Annotated in this window: 19 protein-coding genes; 4 read left to right on the top strand and 15 right to left on the bottom strand. The window is 44.7% G+C overall.

Features of this window, described 5'->3' with window-relative positions:
• Positions 1-40 precede the first annotated feature (40 nt).
• The 8 genes from HT574_RS00765 to HT574_RS00730 all read right to left on the bottom strand — a co-directional run bounded on the left by HT574_RS00765 (position 41) and on the right by HT574_RS00730 (position 8508).
• Positions 41-616 (bottom strand): TetR/AcrR family transcriptional regulator, encoded by a 576-nt coding sequence (locus HT574_RS00765; RefSeq protein ID WP_175243115.1) that lies wholly within the window; start codon positions 614-616, stop codon positions 41-43.
• 97 nt (positions 617-713) lie between these two features.
• Positions 714-2138: a protoporphyrinogen oxidase gene (gene hemY, locus HT574_RS00760; RefSeq protein ID WP_175243114.1), complete on the bottom strand. Its 1425-nt coding sequence runs from the start codon at positions 2136-2138 to the stop codon at positions 714-716.
• Between the two features lie 18 nt (positions 2139-2156).
• The gene (gene hemH, locus HT574_RS00755) at positions 2157-3089 is read right to left on the bottom strand and encodes a ferrochelatase (protein ID WP_175243113.1); all 933 of its coding nucleotides are present in this window, start codon (positions 3087-3089) and stop codon (positions 2157-2159) included.
• 14 nt (positions 3090-3103) lie between these two features.
• Entirely contained in the window at positions 3104-4141 is a 1038-nt protein-coding gene (gene hemE / locus HT574_RS00750; protein ID WP_175243112.1) for a uroporphyrinogen decarboxylase, read from the bottom strand.
• Between the two features lie 288 nt (positions 4142-4429).
• Positions 4430-5830 carry a hypothetical protein gene (locus tag HT574_RS00745; protein WP_175243111.1) on the bottom strand — a complete coding sequence of 467 codons (1401 nt, stop codon included), beginning with the start codon at positions 5828-5830 and terminating at the stop codon, positions 4430-4432.
• 229 nt (positions 5831-6059) lie between these two features.
• Positions 6060-6563: an antibiotic biosynthesis monooxygenase family protein gene (locus HT574_RS00740; RefSeq protein WP_175243110.1), complete on the bottom strand. Its 504-nt coding sequence runs from the start codon at positions 6561-6563 to the stop codon at positions 6060-6062.
• The gene (locus HT574_RS00735) at positions 6560-7774 is read right to left on the bottom strand and encodes an ABC transporter permease (RefSeq protein ID WP_175243109.1); all 1215 of its coding nucleotides are present in this window, start codon (positions 7772-7774) and stop codon (positions 6560-6562) included. Before HT574_RS00735 ends, HT574_RS00740 begins: the two co-directional genes overlap by 4 nt.
• A complete protein-coding gene (locus tag HT574_RS00730; RefSeq protein ID WP_175243108.1) occupies positions 7771-8508 on the bottom strand; it encodes an ABC transporter ATP-binding protein in 738 nt (245 codons plus the stop codon). Before HT574_RS00730 ends, HT574_RS00735 begins: the two co-directional genes overlap by 4 nt.
• 522 nt (positions 8509-9030) lie before the next feature.
• Here HT574_RS00730 and HT574_RS00725 point away from each other — a divergent pair.
• Complete coding sequence (locus HT574_RS00725; RefSeq protein ID WP_175243107.1) at positions 9031-9453, top strand: HIT family protein; 423 nt, start codon at positions 9031-9033, stop codon at positions 9451-9453.
• Between the two features lie 47 nt (positions 9454-9500).
• Here HT574_RS00725 and HT574_RS00720 read toward each other — a convergent pair whose 3' ends face one another.
• A complete protein-coding gene (locus HT574_RS00720; RefSeq protein ID WP_175243106.1) occupies positions 9501-10331 on the bottom strand; it encodes a peptidylprolyl isomerase in 831 nt (276 codons plus the stop codon).
• Positions 10332-10516: 185 nt separating this feature from the next.
• Between HT574_RS00720 and HT574_RS00715 the strand changes: the two genes are divergently transcribed.
• Positions 10517-10603 carry a YjcZ family sporulation protein gene (locus HT574_RS00715; protein ID WP_088124104.1) on the top strand — a complete coding sequence of 29 codons (87 nt, stop codon included), beginning with the start codon at positions 10517-10519 and terminating at the stop codon, positions 10601-10603.
• A gap of 53 nt (positions 10604-10656) precedes the next feature.
• Here the strand turns inward: HT574_RS00715 and HT574_RS19700 are convergent, their stop codons facing one another.
• On the bottom strand, positions 10657-10836 hold the full coding sequence (locus HT574_RS19700; RefSeq protein WP_042408598.1) for a hypothetical protein: 180 nt from the start codon (positions 10834-10836) through the stop codon (positions 10657-10659).
• Between the two features lie 191 nt (positions 10837-11027).
• Here HT574_RS19700 and HT574_RS00710 point away from each other — a divergent pair, with 191 nt between their 5' ends.
• A complete protein-coding gene (locus HT574_RS00710; protein WP_175243105.1) occupies positions 11028-11369 on the top strand; it encodes a YhaI family protein in 342 nt (113 codons plus the stop codon).
• Here the strand turns inward: HT574_RS00710 and HT574_RS00705 are convergent.
• Positions 11362-11967 (bottom strand): HTH-type transcriptional regulator Hpr, encoded by a 606-nt coding sequence (locus tag HT574_RS00705; RefSeq protein ID WP_017436753.1) that lies wholly within the window; start codon positions 11965-11967, stop codon positions 11362-11364. The genes HT574_RS00710 and HT574_RS00705 overlap by 8 nt on opposite strands.
• Positions 11968-12130: 163 nt before the next feature.
• Between HT574_RS00705 and yhzF the strand changes: the two genes are divergently transcribed.
• Positions 12131-12319 (top strand): membrane protein YhzF, encoded by a 189-nt coding sequence (gene yhzF, locus HT574_RS20620; RefSeq protein WP_017436754.1) that lies wholly within the window; start codon positions 12131-12133, stop codon positions 12317-12319.
• 50 nt (positions 12320-12369) lie between these two features.
• On the opposite strand, the gene HT574_RS00700 is transcribed toward yhzF, so the two are convergent.
• The 4 genes from HT574_RS00700 to yhaM all read right to left on the bottom strand — a co-directional run bounded on the left by HT574_RS00700 (position 12370) and on the right by yhaM (position 15662).
• Positions 12370-12894 (bottom strand): tryptophan transporter, encoded by a 525-nt coding sequence (locus HT574_RS00700; protein ID WP_175243104.1) that lies wholly within the window; start codon positions 12892-12894, stop codon positions 12370-12372.
• A gap of 116 nt (positions 12895-13010) precedes the next feature.
• The gene (gene serC / locus HT574_RS00695) at positions 13011-14093 is read right to left on the bottom strand and encodes a 3-phosphoserine/phosphohydroxythreonine transaminase (protein ID WP_175243103.1); all 1083 of its coding nucleotides are present in this window, start codon (positions 14091-14093) and stop codon (positions 13011-13013) included.
• A 113-nt stretch (positions 14094-14206) separates the two neighbouring features.
• Positions 14207-14395 (bottom strand): sporulation YhaL family protein, encoded by a 189-nt coding sequence (locus HT574_RS00690; protein WP_017436757.1) that lies wholly within the window; start codon positions 14393-14395, stop codon positions 14207-14209.
• A gap of 289 nt (positions 14396-14684) precedes the next feature.
• Positions 14685-15662: a 3'-5' exoribonuclease YhaM gene (gene yhaM / locus HT574_RS00685; RefSeq protein WP_175243102.1), complete on the bottom strand. Its 978-nt coding sequence runs from the start codon at positions 15660-15662 to the stop codon at positions 14685-14687.
• Between the last annotated feature and the right edge of the window lie 39 nt (positions 15663-15701).

The following is a 15701-nucleotide window of genomic DNA, read 5'->3' as shown; positions in this document are numbered from 1 at the left end:
ATTTTGTTCATTCAGTCATTTTTGCTAAAAAAGAGAAGGATTATCTAACGGACAATCCTTTCAGAAAATAAAGCTCAAATAATTCCGCGATTTTTTCCTTTGGCAGCGGCTCATGGTCTTTTTCCCAGTCGACAATGAGGGCAATATACGCTTTTAGCATTAAAAACGCGGTAATTTCCGAATCGCATGGACGGATTTCGCCCTTGCGGATCGCTATATCGATTTTTTCACGAATGAAGTCGATAATTGCCCGGTCTAGTTTTTTCAACACTTCTTGGACCGCTGACGTCCCTATGCTCCGCACTTCTTGAAGCAGCTTCGCCGTCAGCTGATGGCGCTGGCGAAACTCCAAAATGCGGTATAAAGCGCGGTGGACGTTTTCGGAAAAAGGAAGATTTGGTTCCATCGCCTGCTCTGCCGCTTCTTTTATTTCCAACATTAAGGATGAAATAATTTCATCCAGCAAATCTTCCTTGTTTTTAAAAAACGTGTAAATCGTTCCTTTCCCGACATTGGCGAGCTTGGCGATCTGTTCCATCGTTGTCGCCTTGTAGCCAAACTGGGAAAACGATTGTGCCGCCGCTTCGATAATTTGTCGTTTTCGATCCATAGACATATTCCTCATCTTTCAGAATTGACTAAATGAATAATTTGGTCATTCCGTATTAATCATAGCATATAAGCCAAGAAAAAGAAAGAGGTTAACGCTATTTTTAGTTAACCTCGGCAAATTTTTTCTTATTGATGCGCAAATAATCCAGCACGTTTTGAACGGCCCTTTCTCCTTGATCGATGCAATCCGGCAATCCCAATCCTTCGTAAGAGCTTCCCACTAAAAACACGCCTGGAAGTTCCGCCGCCATCTGGCCTTTTATTTTCGCCAGCCGTTCTTTATGGCCGACCGTATACTGCGGCATCGCCCGTTTCCAGCGAGAGACGACAAAAAATTCTGGTCGTCCGTTAATGCGCATAATTTTATTTAAATCATCCATGACGACACGGACAATCTCATCATCAGATTGCTCGACGATTTCCTCATCGCCCGGACGGCCGACATAACAGCGCAGCAATGCTTTTCCCGGCGGTGCGGTATGCGGCCATTTTTTATGCGTCCACGTGCAGGCGGTAATCGTATAATCGTTGCGGCGGGAAACGACAAAACCTGTCCCGTCAATATCTTGTTCGATGGCGCTTTCCGAAAAAGCTAACGCAACGGTCGCCACCGATGTAGCTGGCACCGACCGGAGTGGCGCAAAAAAGGAGTAATCGGCAAATATTTCTGGCACAAATAAATGCGGTATTGCAACGATGACACTGTCCGCTTTCCACTCCTCGCCAGTGCTTAAACGTAGACGGTATTCTGCTCCGTCCCGCTTTACCTGTTCCACTCGTACACCTTTTACGACGCTGCCTGGTTCCAGCCGTTTCTCCACTTCATCGATCAAGGATTGCAACCCAGTTTTTAACGTTTGAAACGCTCCTTTTCGCTCTTTTTGTATCTTTGGGGTGGTTCGTTTCGTGCCGAGCACCAAACTGCCGTGCTGCTGCTCTACTTGAAAAAATTGGGGAAATGTCGCCATTAAACTCATTTGATCAATATCACCGGCATAAATGCCAGATAGCAGCGGTTCGATTAAATTGTCAACGACTTCATCGCCAAAACGACGGCGGAAAAATTGGCCTAACGATAAATCTCCTTCCACTTTCGTCGGCGGCAGCACAAAATCCAGCGCGGCCCGCAATTTTCCTAATGGTGAAAGCAGTCCCGTCGTGATAAACGGGCCGATCCGGGTCGGAATTCCCATCACTGCACCGCCTGGTATCGGATATAATTTGCCATTGACTAAAATATACGATTTTCCTGTTGCATTATGGACGATTTCGTCTTCCAATCCTACTTCATGCACCAGGCGGGAAGCGCTCGTTTTGCGTGCTAAGAACGAATCAGGACCGCGCTCAATGACAAACCCATCGCGAATCACCGTTTGCACTTTGCCGCCGAGACGATGCGTTGCCTCAATCAGTTTGCATTCTAGCGGGAGCTGCTGCTCTTTTACCATCTTTTGCAAATAATAAGCGGCAGTAACGCCTGTGATGCCTCCTCCGATAATCACTACCGTACGTTTTCCATCACTCACTGTTCATCGCCTTCTTTATCAATGTTTGATACGTTTTAGTACAACAGTCGCCAATGCGTCGATAAATTCCGGATTCGCATTTGGCATTTCCGGCCGATAGTATTTCGCGCCGATTTCCTCTGTCACCTGCTTACATTCGATATCATTATCATACAGCACTTCTAAATGATCGGCGACAAAACCGACCGGAGCATAGACAAACGAGGTGTACCCTTTTTCTTTATGCAGCTGTCTCGTCAAATCTTGCACATCCGGCCCCAGCCAAGGTTCCGGTGTATTGCCGGCGCTTTGCCAGCCGACTGCATAATGCTTCACACCTGCTTTTTCAGCGATCTGTTTCGCTGTTTCTTCCAGCTGTTTTGGATACGGATCGCCGGCGGCGATAATTTTTTCCGGAAGGCTGTGCGCTGATACAATGAGCACCGCTTTTTCCCGTTCTTCTTCCGGCATCGAGGCAAACACTTTTTTTACATTTTCCGCCCAATAGTCAATAAATTTCGGCTCATCATACCAGCTGTCAATCGGATAAATGACCGGTCCTCCTAACTTTTCCGCCTCCGCTTTTGCCCTCTCGTTGTACGATTGAATGCTGAAGGTGGAAAAATGCGGAGCAAGGACGATGCTTACCGCTTCCTCGATTCCGTCTTTGTGCATCTTTCTTACCGCATCCTCTACAAACGGTTCGATATGCTTTAATCCTAAGTACATGCGGAACTCCACATCGTCTTGCATTTCATTGAGCCGATGTTCCAGCTGTTTTGCTTGTTCGAGCGTAATTTTGGCCAATGGCGAAATGCCGCCAATCGCTTTATAGCGCTGCTTTAAATCTTCAAGCAGCTCATCGGAAGGTCTTCTCCCATGGCGAATGTGCGTATAGTACCGCTCAATATCCTCTTCTTTGTACGGAGTTCCGTATGCCATTACTAGTAATCCCATTTGCTTTCTTGCCATACTTTCTCACCTCTTTATTTCCCAGCTGTATAGTCGTGAATAAACTCCGTCAGCCGTTTTAGCGTTTCCGGCTGAATATCCGGGAAAATGCCATGGCCTAAATTAAAAATATATCCTGGCCGCTCCATGCCTTCGTCTAGAATTTGCTTCACCCGCTTTTCAATTACTTCCCAAGGGGCAAGCAACACCGCCGGATCTAAATTGCCTTGCAGCGCTTTTGTCACTCCTTTTTGACGCGCTTCACGAATCGAAAGTCGCCAATCGAGCCCAATCACATCGAGCGGCAGATCATTCCATTCGAGCGCTAAATGGCTTGCGCCCACGCCAAACATAATGAGCGGCACGTTTTCTTCGCGCAGCGCAGCAAAAATCCGCGCCATCGCTGGCTTAATAAAAGTGCGGTAATCCTCGACATTGACCGCTCCGACCCACGAGTCAAAAATTTGAATCGCACTCGCCCCAGCATGAATTTGCGCCTTTATATAGCGAATCGTCATATCGGCCAGCTTGTCCATGAGCGCAAACCAAGCTTTTGGCTCCGCATACATAAACGCCTTTGTTTTATGATAATTTTTCGACGGTCCTCCCTCGATCATGTAGCTTGCTAGCGTAAACGGCGCGCCCGCAAAACCGATCAGCGGCACGCTTAACTGCTCTGTCGTCAGCAGTTTAATCGTTTCCAATACATACGGCACATCTTCTTCCGGATGGATTTCCCCAAGCTTTTCTACGTCGGCGAGCGAACGAATCGGATTGGCAATGACCGGCCCGATCCCTCCTTTAATTTCCACCTCCACGCCAATCGCCGGCAGCGGAGACATAATATCTTTATATAAAATGGCCGCGTCCACACCATATTGTTCGACCGGAAGCCTTGTTACGTAAGCGCAAAGCTCCGGCTGATGCGTAATTTCAAACAATGAATATTTTTCCTTCAGCGCCCGGTATTCCGGCTGTGAGCGCCCCGCCTGCCTCATGTACCAAACAGGAACATACTCCGTTTTTTCGCCGCGGCAGGCGCGCAAAAATGTATCTTTCATTGGTTTTGCCATTTTCATCCGCCTTTCTTCACTTCCTCGATCGATCCTTACCGTTTTCATTACAAACTGGTTAAAAAACTTAATTAACAGCAAAACTACAATTACAACTATACAAGTTTCTTTTCCTAATGTATAGCTAACAAGGGAAACTGTCAAAAAATTGACCATTTATCTGCACTATTTTTTATCGAAATATATTGTCTGCTTCAAGCTTTTGGCTATGTGCTCCTCCACGTATTATCAAAATTCATTATACCAAAAAAGCTGCCCCCTCCTACGGGGACAGCTCGTGCATTTATGTCAAATAAGAAACATCGCAACGATCGTCGTAATAACAAGCCCGACGGCGACCGGTATCAAATTGCGCCGCGCCAGCTCAAATGGATCGACGCCGCAAATGGCAGCAGCCGGAATCAGCGCCCAAGGAACTAAAGTGCCGCCGCCAACCCAAATCGCGGCAATTTGGCCAAGTGCGGTTAATGTTGCGGCGCCGCCGCCAATGGCGGTTGCAAATAAATGAGCGACAGATCCTGCCAAGGAAATGCCGGAAAACCCTGAGCCATCTAAACCGGTTATCGCACCGACAATCGTTAATGTCATCGCGCCGATTTCATTGTTCAGTGGCACAACATGGGCAAGCGCGACTCCTAAATCATTGACAATTCCTTGCGACATCTTTGGCAAATATTCCCCAATAATTTTAACAAACCCCGCGTCACCAAGATAAAAAAATGCGGCGATTGGAATCACGGGTCCGAATACTTTAAAGCCAAACTGAAACCCTTCGATAAAGTAATTGGTAATCTCTTCAAAACTTTCTTGGCGGTGGGCGAAAATAGAAATGAGAATTAAAATAAAAATCGCTGTCCCACCAATGAGAGCGGTCGCTTCTCCGCCTTGCAAGTGCAGATAAAACATCGTGACAACATCAAGGACAAATAAAACTGGAATGATGATCGCCAACATTTTTTTCACTTGCCCGGATAACAGTTGTCTTGTTTTTTCTAAAGCTGAATCGGCCGTGACGGCAATTTCATGTTCCTCATTGGCGAAAAATCCCTTTTTCATATCGCGGCGCAGCAAGATAAAGGCGGTAATCGTCGTGGCAACTCCCATGACAAATACGAGCGGGATACTGGCAGAAATAACATCAGCAACCGGCAGACCCGCCGCATCGGCGGTCAGCTTTGGCGCTCCTTGAATGACAAAGTCCCCTGATAAAGCGATGCCATGGCCAAATAGATTCATGGCCATCGCTGCTCCTAATGCCGGCAACCCGACGCGAATGGCGACAGGCAGCAGCACCGCCCCCATCAGCGCCACCGCGGGAGATGGCCAGAAAAACCAGGAAATGACCATCATCAATATTCCGATCGTCCAATACGCCCACCCCGGGGTGCGAATAAATCGGGTAAACGGCGAAATCATCACGTCATTGATTCCTGTTGACGTCAGCACTTTGCTCATAGCCACAATGATCGAAATAACTAAAATCGTCGGCAGCAGCTCCGTAATCGCGTAAATAAAGCTGTTAAACACTCCACTGATCGCCGCGCTCAGCGAATGGGTTGCGGTCGCCGCCAATAAAAAGATTCCGACGATGCAGACAAGCGATGTATCTTTTCGGGCTATCATGAACCCAATAATGAGCACGATAAACGCCAAGTAAATCCAATGCAGCACTGTCAACTCGACACCCATCGATATTCCCCTTTCTGCTGTATTCCCAACTTGGTAAATGGGACATTTACCTAACTTGGTGTACTACAGCATATGAAAAGGGACGAAAGGTGTGAAACATGCGAAGCATTCTGCTGTAAAAAAGGACAAGGAGAGAGATTTAGCACGAATGGAAGCCCAGCTGAACGGAATGCATTAACAAATAGAAAAAAAGCGCCCCAAGCAAAATACAAGGGCACCAATCCATTATTTATCCTTCTTTTGCCACTACGTATGTCGTTATATAAGACGGGCGTGGAAATAGCCGCAAACCCGCCGGCTTGGTTTCTTTTCCTTGCTGATGCGCCTTGACAAACGCTTGCGAGCGCTGCCAACGTTTAAAATGTTCTTTTCCATCCCACAGCGTCATGATAATATACGTATCATTGGAGAGCGGCCGAAGCACGCGGATAGCGGCAAAGCCCGGTTCTTGCTCAATCAGCCTTGCCCGCTGTTGAAAACGGTACTCAAAAAGCGGGCGGCCTTCATCGGTCACCGGAACGTTATTGCATACAACAAACGCACCAGCCAACGGACCCACGGCATCGATCACTTCATATGCGCGCGGTTCCTGGAACACGGTTTCCCCCGCCGTTTCATGAAGCAACACCGCATCCTCTTCTCCCTCAAGCAGCAGCATCGTTTCATCTGGATGACTATTTTTCAGCTGTTGTAAATAGTCTTTCGTTCCCGTCGTGATATACATTTTGTTCATCGTTTTCCCTCCCGATGATGGCGTTTCACAAAATAATAAAATATGAGCCAATAATTGAACATATTTCCCGCTATCCATGATGCAATCCAAAGCGGGCGGATGGCCATCCAAGTTAAAAACAAATGGAATACACAGTTTTGCACCATCAATAGCAAAAAGAGAAGTCGGCACACCGCTTGAACTTGCAGCCGCTTCGCAAGCGGGTACAGCCGCATCCATAAGATGGCCCGATGATGATCGAGCAAGGCGAATAATTGAAAGCCAGTTATGTAAAGGAAGAAAAACGCCGCCGCCATTTTTCCGTATTCGTTTGGAATAATGTAAAGCAATAGGCAGCCAATAATGGTTAAGCGGATATACAGACCCAAATATCCACCGGTACGGATCCATGTTCTCACATACAAATAAAGAAACGTATTTTGTTGCCCATACGGAATCATCTTGACGATAAAATCCAGCCAGCGCCGCCGTTTCACGTCTTCTTTCCATTGCGGAACATCGGTAAACCAATTAGCGACACGGTAAAATGCGCGCACCGCTTTTGCTTCCTGTGCGATAATTCGCTCCCATTTCCAACCTTTTTGCTTTGTTGCCTGTTGCAAATAAGCGGTGACGCTAATGGCGAGCACCGTTAGAGCGATCAAAAACAGAACAGAAGCACTGACAAGCAAAAAGTAAAGAAAAAGGACATTCATGCCAAAACGGACCGTCATGCTAAGGCGATGAAAGGACGGTTCAATAAAATAATTTCCTTTCCAGTTGATCCATAAATTCCATCCTTTTAAAATAAGCAATACGAGAAAAAACAGCCATAAAGAAACGGGGGAAAAGCGAAGATGAAGCGGCGCTGCCACCAATAAAAGCAAAAGCAGGCCATATCCCTGCAAAACAAAATTCATGACAAAAGCCCGCTGTATATAGGGACGAAGCTTTATTTCCGCCGGCAGCAAAAACACGATATCCGCTTCCCGAAATAACGTACGTATCGAACCAAAAGTCAAGGCAAAGGAAAAGATGACTGCCGCCACCATGGCGTAAGGAAATGTCTGCGGCAGTGTTTGCACCCAACGATGGTAGGCAAGCGCTCCTCCTCCTAGAGCGATCAACAATACGAACAATAAATGATCATTCAGCATATAGCGCAAATACCGCCGCATGTTTCGCATTTCCTGTCCAAGCCGGTCTCTCCACAACTGCTTTCCGTCCATCATACGCTTTCTTCCTTTGTTAATTCAATATATAATTCATCCAACGTTCCCGCTTTTGAACCAAATTGATCACGCATTTCCTCGAGCGTCCCTTTTGCTTTGATTTTTCCATTATGCAAAATGACAAACGAGTCGCAATATCTTTCCGCCGTTGCTAAAATGTGCGTTGACATTAAAATGCCTGCTCCTTTCTGTTTCATTCGCTGCATTTGCTCGAGCAATGCATGAATGGCGAGCGGATCTAAGCCAAGAAACGGCTCATCAATAATGTAAAGGGGCGGCTCCACTAAAAACGCGCACATGATCATCACTTTTTGTTTCATCCCTTTGGAAAAATGGGCGGGAAACCATTTCAGCTTTTTTTCCATACGAAATTCTTTCAACAGCGCAGGCAGGCGCCGTTCATATTCCGCCTTGTCGAGTCCGTAAGCCATGGCGGTTAGGCGCAAATGTTCTTCAAGCGTCAATTCCTCATATAAAACCGGTGTTTCCGGAATATAAGTAAATTGAGAGCGGTATGTTTCCGGATGTTCGGAAAACGTTTGGCCGTTAATCGTAATTATCCCTTTTCGCGGCTCCATCAGTCCGATAATGTGCTTAATCGTCGTGCTTTTTCCTGCGCCGTTTAAGCCGATTAAGCCGACGATCTCACCGCGTTCGACGGTAAACGATACGTCTTCGAGCACGTTTTGCTTTGTATATCCTCCATATAAATGCTGCACCTCTAAAAGCGACATCGTCCGCTTCCTTTCCATCCTGAATTGTCAGTTCCGCTTTCATTGTACCAAAGCGGTTCATGTTTTTCCAAAAATTATCTATTCTCTCTTTCGCATATATTGTCCCACCCTGGGCATGATAATTAGCGAAGAGGGGATGAGGAATAAACCAAAAAGGATTTGGTGAATCATCCACTTTGAAATGAGGTGTTCACGAAAGACACATTTGTCCAAGTAACACCGTTGTAAAAAGTGAAGCTGCGCAAAACTCCTTTAATAATAATTGGGGTGTTTGCGAAAGACAGGACCATCTTGCCATTGCTGTGAAGCAACGAACCTCTATGCAACCAACAAGGGGATGGTCATCTTGAACAAAGGAAAGCTCACCCTTTAACCAATTTCTTGCAAATGGGGTGTTCATCAAACGCCATTTTGATTAATGCAAATCCTCGCCCCTTTTCACAGTCGGGATGTAATCTTGCGATTACATCCCGCTTTTTTTATGGTAAAATGGAAGAAAAAATAGGAAAGGTGGCTTTTCCAGTGAGCGATTGCATTTTCTGCAAAATTGTAAACGGCGACATCCCTGCGGCAAAAGTATATGAAGATGAACATGTGCTGGCGTTTCTCGATATCAGCCAAGTAACAAAAGGTCATACTCTTGTTATTCCAAAAGTACATAAAGAAAATATTTTTGAACTCACTCCAGACGTAGCAAGCCACGTTTTTACCGTCGTTCCGAAAATCGCCAATGCGATTAAGAAACAATTCGTCCCGATTGGCCTAAATTTGCTGAACAACAATGGGGAACAAGCAGGGCAGACAGTCTTTCACTACCATGTCCATCTCATCCCGCGCTACGGCAAAGGCGACGGTTTTGGCGCTGTATGGAAATCCCATGCCAGCGACTATACGTTTGACGATTTGCAAACGATTGCGTCAACCATTCAAAAAGGATTGTCCTAAACAAAAGGAAGCGGTCTACCTCCCGCTTCCTTCGTTGTTTTTGGCCGTTATTTTAACACATCTTGCAAATCTTTATCTTCAATCTCCACTTTTGCATCTTTTACCAGTTTTTCTACTTTTGATTGTACTTTCGTCGGGTCCAATTTTCTTTGCTTTACTTCAAATTCAATTTCATCTTTCATTTCGTTAAACGGCTTTTTCTTCTCTTTGGCGGTCACTTTAATAATGTGATAGCCGTAGTCTGTTTTCACCGGATCGCTCACTTGCCCTACTTTTAGCTTATAAGCCGCATCTTCAAATTCTTTCACCATTTTCCCTGGCCCAAACCATCCTAAATCGCCGCCATTTGTGGCCGAACCAGGATCTTGCGAATATTGTTTCGCCAGCTTCGCAAAGTCCTCCCCTTTATCGAGCTTTGCTTTAATTTCTTTTGCCGTTTTTTCGTCTTTCACTAAAATATGGCTGGCGCGAATTTTCGGTTTATAGCTATTATAATATTCCTTTAATTCTTTCTCCGTCACTTTAATATCTTCCATTGCCGCTTTTTGCCGCAGCAAATCCAGTTTCACCATCTCGCGAATCGCTTTTTCACCATTTTGCTGGACGGCTAAATCGTATTGCGTTCCGTATGCTTCTTTTAAGTTTTCGATTTGTTTGTCGATTTCTTTGTCCGTGACTTTGTATTTTTTGCTTAACACTTTTTCATCGATAAGATCGCGAATCACTTCTTTGCCAACGCGAGCCTTCATCTCATTGTAAAATTCTTCTTTCGTAATATTGCCATCCTTCGTTTTTACAATCACTTCCGAGCCACCGTTATTGCACGCCGATAGGGCAAAAACGGAGGCGACAGCTGCCGCAACCATCCATTTTCTCATTTGTTTCACAACCCCTACACCATTTTTTTTACAAAAAAAATTACAACAATAACTATAACATATTTTCAGGAAAGAAAAAAACCTTTTTCCTTTTAGTTATCCGCCCATACATGTGTGTTTGTCTGTCATATGATGATGGTGAAGCATCCAGGCGGAACCGCTCCTTTTTGAAAGGAGGTGTTATGATGGGCGCACCTTATGCAGGAGGCTTTGCGTTAATTGTTGTGTTGTTTATTTTATTGATTATCGTTGGATGCGCATGTTTATTCTAATGCCGGGCAACATCTACAAAAAAGCTGGCAGCGGCGCAAGCTGTCAGCTTTTTTTATGTAAATAGCACCTCAAAATAAGAAGAAATTAATAAAATAGTAATAAGGACATTAATTGTTCGAAAGATGCTCGGCTGTTTTTCCTCCGGGATCTGCCTTTGCGTACAAAGACTGGATGTTAGTTGGTTAATAAGAAACAAAATAATCACGGCAAGGGGTATAAAGTAAAGCGCCAAACCAGTTCCCCTCCTTATTCATGGCAAACATATTCATGATTTTTACTTTACAATGTTTCATACTATAAATCAATATGCTTTTTTACGGTAAAATCTTTCTGACATAAAAACTTTTTGATTGGTTGATTTTCGTAAATTCGGTAAAATATACGTAACAACTTGCCATTATGTGAAACAAAAGGGGTACATATATGGGAACGCTGGAGGAACGGATCGCCAAACTGGAATTTCATCGCTCATTGTTAATGGAAATGGTCGATGAAACAAAAAAACCGTTTTATTATCTTGTTATCAAAGCCAATTTAACAAAAGAAGAAGTAGATGAGGTGCTTGCCCTTTGCGAACAGTTAAGCAAGGAATATGAAAAACAAAAAGCGGAAGGGCTGATGGTGTTCACCCCGCTTCTTGTTCAATTTGCCGGGATGCTCCATCCAAGCCTTCCGCTTGAGCAGACTGTGGACGCTCTTCTTGAGCAGCAAATGTTCGTTCCGCTAATGACCGAGTTGAAAAAATTAATGAAAACAATTAGTTAGATTGGCCTGTCAGCTCTTTTTCTTTCTCTTCCGCTTTTGCATTTCGTTTTACCAGCTTTCCGTCCTGCTCAATAAAGTCTTTTTTAATATTTTCAAATGCTCTTTCAAAAATTTCCATAAAATCATCGCCGTAAATGTTGCGAATAATACACATCATTTCTAAAATTTCTGGAAACTTTCCATACAGTTCGCGCAGCGGCAAGGCTCCATTAAACACGGCATTTTTCGTTGGGTCATACGTTTCCATTAACTTTAGCAACACTTCTTCCCCTTTTTTCGTCAGCTCAATATACGTATTGCGCTTGTCGTCCTGCTTTTTCGAAAAGGAAAGCAAGCCTCTCTCTTCTAACTTTTTTGAAAAATTAAACGCTGTGGAAACATGCATGACGCCAAATTTAGCGATTTCTGAAATCGATGCCCCTTTAAAATGATAGGCGATCCATAAAATATGATGCTCATTAATGTTTAAATCAAACGGTTTAATCCATTGCTGCCAGTCCTTTTCAATCGATTTCCAAAGCGCCTTGCTTAACTGTGCAATCCGTTGGCTAAATAGCATCGCCTCTTTTATGGAATAATGTTGCTCTGTCGCTTTCATCGTTCCACCCACTCTTCCCTCACCGTATTTTTTACTTTCTATTATATCAGTAAAATAAAAAGTAATAAAGATAAAAATGTCTATTTTTTTACTTTTATGATAATTTATGCATGTTCATAGTCACAAAAGCGTGAGCATATAGTGAATACAGGAGGAGAATGCAATGATATATGTGCAGTCATTTTTTTTTATCATGAGCTTCCTATTTTTCTGCCTTTTCATAAATACTCTTCTTTCATTAGCAAAAACAAAAATGTACCCGCCGAAAAATCTCCTAAAACAGCGCGCCTTCATTTATATTGGAATAGCGTTTTTTTTCTTTATCACCGCTTGGCTTCTCCGATACGTATAAGGTGTGATAGCAAAAAACCCGACCAAGATGATGATCGGGTTTTTTACCATTTACACGTGCGCTGTTATGTTCATCCGTTTGAGAATCGACGACGCAATTGGGTAGATAATCACCATCACAATCGTATTAATCACGGCCGCCGGCAGAACAACGGTTAGGAATAAAGTGGAAAATGCGGCACCACCCGGCAACCCGACCAATAGCAGCGCGGCCGTCAGAAAAACCGTGCCGGAAACCACCGTTCCCATCGCCGTCAGCACCGCCGCGGAAACAACGGTTTGACTATATTTTTTCACCGCTAAGGCAATGACGAACACGACAAAGGCGGTAATAATCTTATCGACGATATTTGGAATTTGTCCCCCTGGAAAATTGGTGGTCAACGCAGAAATAATTCCAGTCACGATTCCGACAAGCCCCACCGCTTTCACATCCGGGAACAATAAAATCGCCAAAAACATCATCGTTAACATCATATCCGGCTTCATTCCGAAGAAAATTCCCGGAATGACGGCATGCAATACTGCCCCGATTCCCACTAACAGCGCCAAAGAAACTAATATTCTTGTATTCATACTCATCTCTCCTCATCTCTTCTTTTCTAGTCTCCTCTTTCTCGTGCCTTTTGCACATATGGCGAGAATTTTCTATTATTATATCACTTTGCAGTGTAAAAGTTAAGTGGAAATTTTCAGGCAAAACGACGGCGGAAATCATCCATAAATGCTGCCAATGCCTCGCACGCTTCCAACGGAACGGCGTTGTAAATCGAAGCGCGGCAGCCGCCGACCGAGCGGTGTCCCGCCAGTCCAACAAACCCTTTTTCTTTCGCTTCCTCCAAAAACTTCTTCGTCAATTCTTCATTCGGCAATGTAAACGTCACATTCATGAGCGAACGGCTTTCCTTCTTGGCATGCGGCGCGTAAAAGCCATTGCTGGCATCTATCGCCGCATATACAATGGCCGCTTTTTCTTGATTGCGCGCTTCAATCGCTTTCACACCTCCCTCTGCTTCGACCCATTCGAGCACGAGCGAAAGCATGTAAATCGCAAACGTCGGCGGTGTATTGTACAATGAATTGCTTTGGCTGTAAGTGCGGTAATCAAGCATCGTCGGCAAGTTGTCTGGAATGCGCCCTAATAAGTCATTGCGGATAATGACGACCGTTACGCCGGACGGACCAAGATTTTTTTGCGCTCCGGCATAAATTAAAGCAAACTGTCCGACGTTGATCTCGCGGCTTAAAATATCACTCGACATATCGGCGACAAGGTCGACCGGCACATTTGGAAATTCACGCCACTGCGTGCCGAAAATCGTATTGTTCGAGGTAATATGTAAATACGCCGCATCTTCGGAAAGCTGAATGTCTTCGAACTTCGGAATATACGTGTAATTCGCTTCTTTGCTCGAGGCGGCGATATGCGTTGGTCCGACTTTTTTCGCTTCTTTGAGCGCCTTTTCCGACCATGATCCGGTCAATACGTAATTGCCGATTTTCCCTTTGGACAGGAAATTCATCGGCACCATCGAAAACTGCAGGCTCGCTCCACCTTGCAAAAACAAGACGTCATGGGTATCCGGAATGTTCATCAGCCGCTTCAGCCGCTCCTTCGCGCTATTATGCACCACTTCATATTCTTTGCTGCGGTGGCTCAGCTCCATCACCGACATTCCCGTGTTTTGGAAGTTAAGAAGCTCGGACTGCGCCCGCTCTAACACCGGAAGCGGCAGTGCGGAAGGTCCGGCGTTGAAATTATAGGCTCGCTTCATGTCTTATCCCCCGCTTTATCTCTTTAGTGTGTAATAGTTATTATTATATTATCCTAGCACGAAATTGAAAAAAATAAAGGGAATTTTGAAAAAAAAATAAAAGTCCTTGCTTATTACAAGGACTTCGCCTGCTGGCGCCGCTCCCGCTCTTTGCGGATGCGCTCCATATAAATTTCCCCTTCTTTTTCGATAAACGCTTGATCGATTTCGCGCTCTTGCGCTGCCGTTCTTACCGTCATATAGCCGCTAAAAATGATGCCAGCCACAACTAAATAAATCCACCATGGCAAGCTGCTAAGCATATATCCCCCTCCTTGCCTGCTTTAAAGCGTTCCATCGTTCCGTGTTTTGCTTGTCTTACTAAACTATACGCAAGGAAAAGGCGGGATATGCATAAAGAAAGAGACGGAGTTTTCCGCCTCTTTCCCTTTGGGACAACGCAGTGGCTATTTATCTTTTTGCTTTTCTCTATTTTTCTTTGCCTGCTGTTCTTTCCGCAACTGCTTCAATTCCTCTTTTTACCTTCATATTCTGCCTCTTTCACCAATTCGATAATCGGCTCCATCATAAGCAATCCTTCTTTGTTCGGGACTACTTATCATTACCCTTTTTTTCCTCGTTTGAAACAGAAGAAAAAATCGGTTTATAAAACGAACGGTTATCAAGAGCAAAAATGCGTTCCGTAAACTCGCCAGGCTTCACTTTTTCCAGAGCGCGGTCAATCATGTTCATTTTCGCATCCAAATTGTCGATGTAATGCAAAATTTCCGCTTCCTTTACCATCGGCGGCTTCGGGCTGCCCCATTCCGCTTTTCCGTGATGGGAAAGCACCATATGCTGCAGCACAACAACTTCTTCGCCGCGAATGTCAAGATGCTCGGCCGCTTTGCTAATTTCGCTTACCATAATCGAAATATGGCCAAGCAAATTGCCTTCCAGTGTATACGACGCCGACACCGGTCCGGACAGCTCGATCACTTTGCCGAGATCGTGCAAAATCACGCCGGCATACAACAAATCTTTATTCAGCGACGGATATAAATTCGCAAGCGCTTTGGCCAATTCGAGCATCGAAACAACGTGGTATGCCAAGCCGGAAATAAATTCATGATGGTTTTTTGTCGCCGCGGGATAGTCAAAAAATTTCTGTTCATACTTTTTTAATAAATAGCGCGTAATCCGCTGGATATTTGGATTTTGCATCGCAAATATGTATTCTGTAATTTTTTCCATCATGTCTTCCCGTTTCATTGGCGCCGTTTCGAGAAAATCGGAAACGCGGACAGCATCTCCTTCATGGGCAGGACGAATGGAGCGAATTCTTAGCTGCATTTTGCCGCGGTAATTATGAATGTCGCCAAATACTTTGACAATGCTTTCCGGCACGTAGACGCTTTCCGCTTCCGGCGATACATCCCATAGTTTTGCTTCAATATCTCCTGTTTTGTCTTGCAAAATCAGCGTTAAAAACGGTTTCCCATTACTGGCGATTCCTTTTGTCACCGATTTAATGAGCAAATACACATCGACTTGCTCGCCGACTTCATAATGAACGATTCCTTTCGCCAACCTTTCCTCCTCCGTTTCCACGTTCGTGTATAGTTAGTA

Origin of the sequence: Parageobacillus sp. VR-IP, from assembly GCF_013357975.1 — a bacterium.
GTDB classification, from domain to species: domain Bacteria; phylum Bacillota; class Bacilli; order Bacillales; family Anoxybacillaceae; genus Saccharococcus; species Saccharococcus caldoxylosilyticus.
The sequence above is the reverse complement of the archived record's forward strand: the minus strand, read 5'-3'. Positions and strand labels throughout refer to the sequence as shown.

Excerpts from the sequence above, each read along its gene's own strand:
- HT574_RS00710 (WP_175243105.1), top strand. The coding sequence starts at position 11,028 with ATGGGAACGCTGGAGGAACGGATCGCCAAACTGGAATTTCATCGCTCA.
- HT574_RS00715 (WP_088124104.1), top strand. The coding sequence starts at position 10,517 with ATGGGCGCACCTTATGCAGGAGGCTTTGCGTTAATTGTTGTGTTGTTT.
- HT574_RS00705 (WP_017436753.1), bottom strand. The coding sequence starts at position 11,967 with ATGAAAGCGACAGAGCAACATTATTCCATAAAAGAGGCGATGCTATTT.
- HT574_RS00735 (WP_175243109.1), bottom strand. The coding sequence starts at position 7,774 with ATGATGGACGGAAAGCAGTTGTGGAGAGACCGGCTTGGACAGGAAATG.
- HT574_RS00690 (WP_017436757.1), bottom strand. The coding sequence starts at position 14,395 with ATGCTTAGCAGCTTGCCATGGTGGATTTATTTAGTTGTGGCTGGCATC.
- yhzF (WP_017436754.1), top strand. The coding sequence starts at position 12,131 with ATGATATATGTGCAGTCATTTTTTTTTATCATGAGCTTCCTATTTTTC.
- HT574_RS00730 (WP_175243108.1), bottom strand. The coding sequence starts at position 8,508 with ATGTCGCTTTTAGAGGTGCAGCATTTATATGGAGGATATACAAAGCAA.
- hemE (WP_175243112.1), bottom strand. The coding sequence starts at position 4,141 with ATGGCAAAACCAATGAAAGATACATTTTTGCGCGCCTGCCGCGGCGAA.
- HT574_RS00740 (WP_175243110.1), bottom strand. The coding sequence starts at position 6,563 with ATGAACAAAATGTATATCACGACGGGAACGAAAGACTATTTACAACAG.
- hemH (WP_175243113.1), bottom strand. The coding sequence starts at position 3,089 with ATGGCAAGAAAGCAAATGGGATTACTAGTAATGGCATACGGAACTCCG.
- HT574_RS00720 (WP_175243106.1), bottom strand. The coding sequence starts at position 10,331 with ATGAGAAAATGGATGGTTGCGGCAGCTGTCGCCTCCGTTTTTGCCCTA.
- HT574_RS00765 (WP_175243115.1), bottom strand. The coding sequence starts at position 616 with ATGTCTATGGATCGAAAACGACAAATTATCGAAGCGGCGGCACAATCG.
- serC (WP_175243103.1), bottom strand. The coding sequence starts at position 14,093 with ATGAAGCGAGCCTATAATTTCAACGCCGGACCTTCCGCACTGCCGCTT.
- HT574_RS00700 (WP_175243104.1), bottom strand. The coding sequence starts at position 12,894 with ATGAATACAAGAATATTAGTTTCTTTGGCGCTGTTAGTGGGAATCGGG.
- HT574_RS00745 (WP_175243111.1), bottom strand. The coding sequence starts at position 5,830 with ATGGGTGTCGAGTTGACAGTGCTGCATTGGATTTACTTGGCGTTTATC.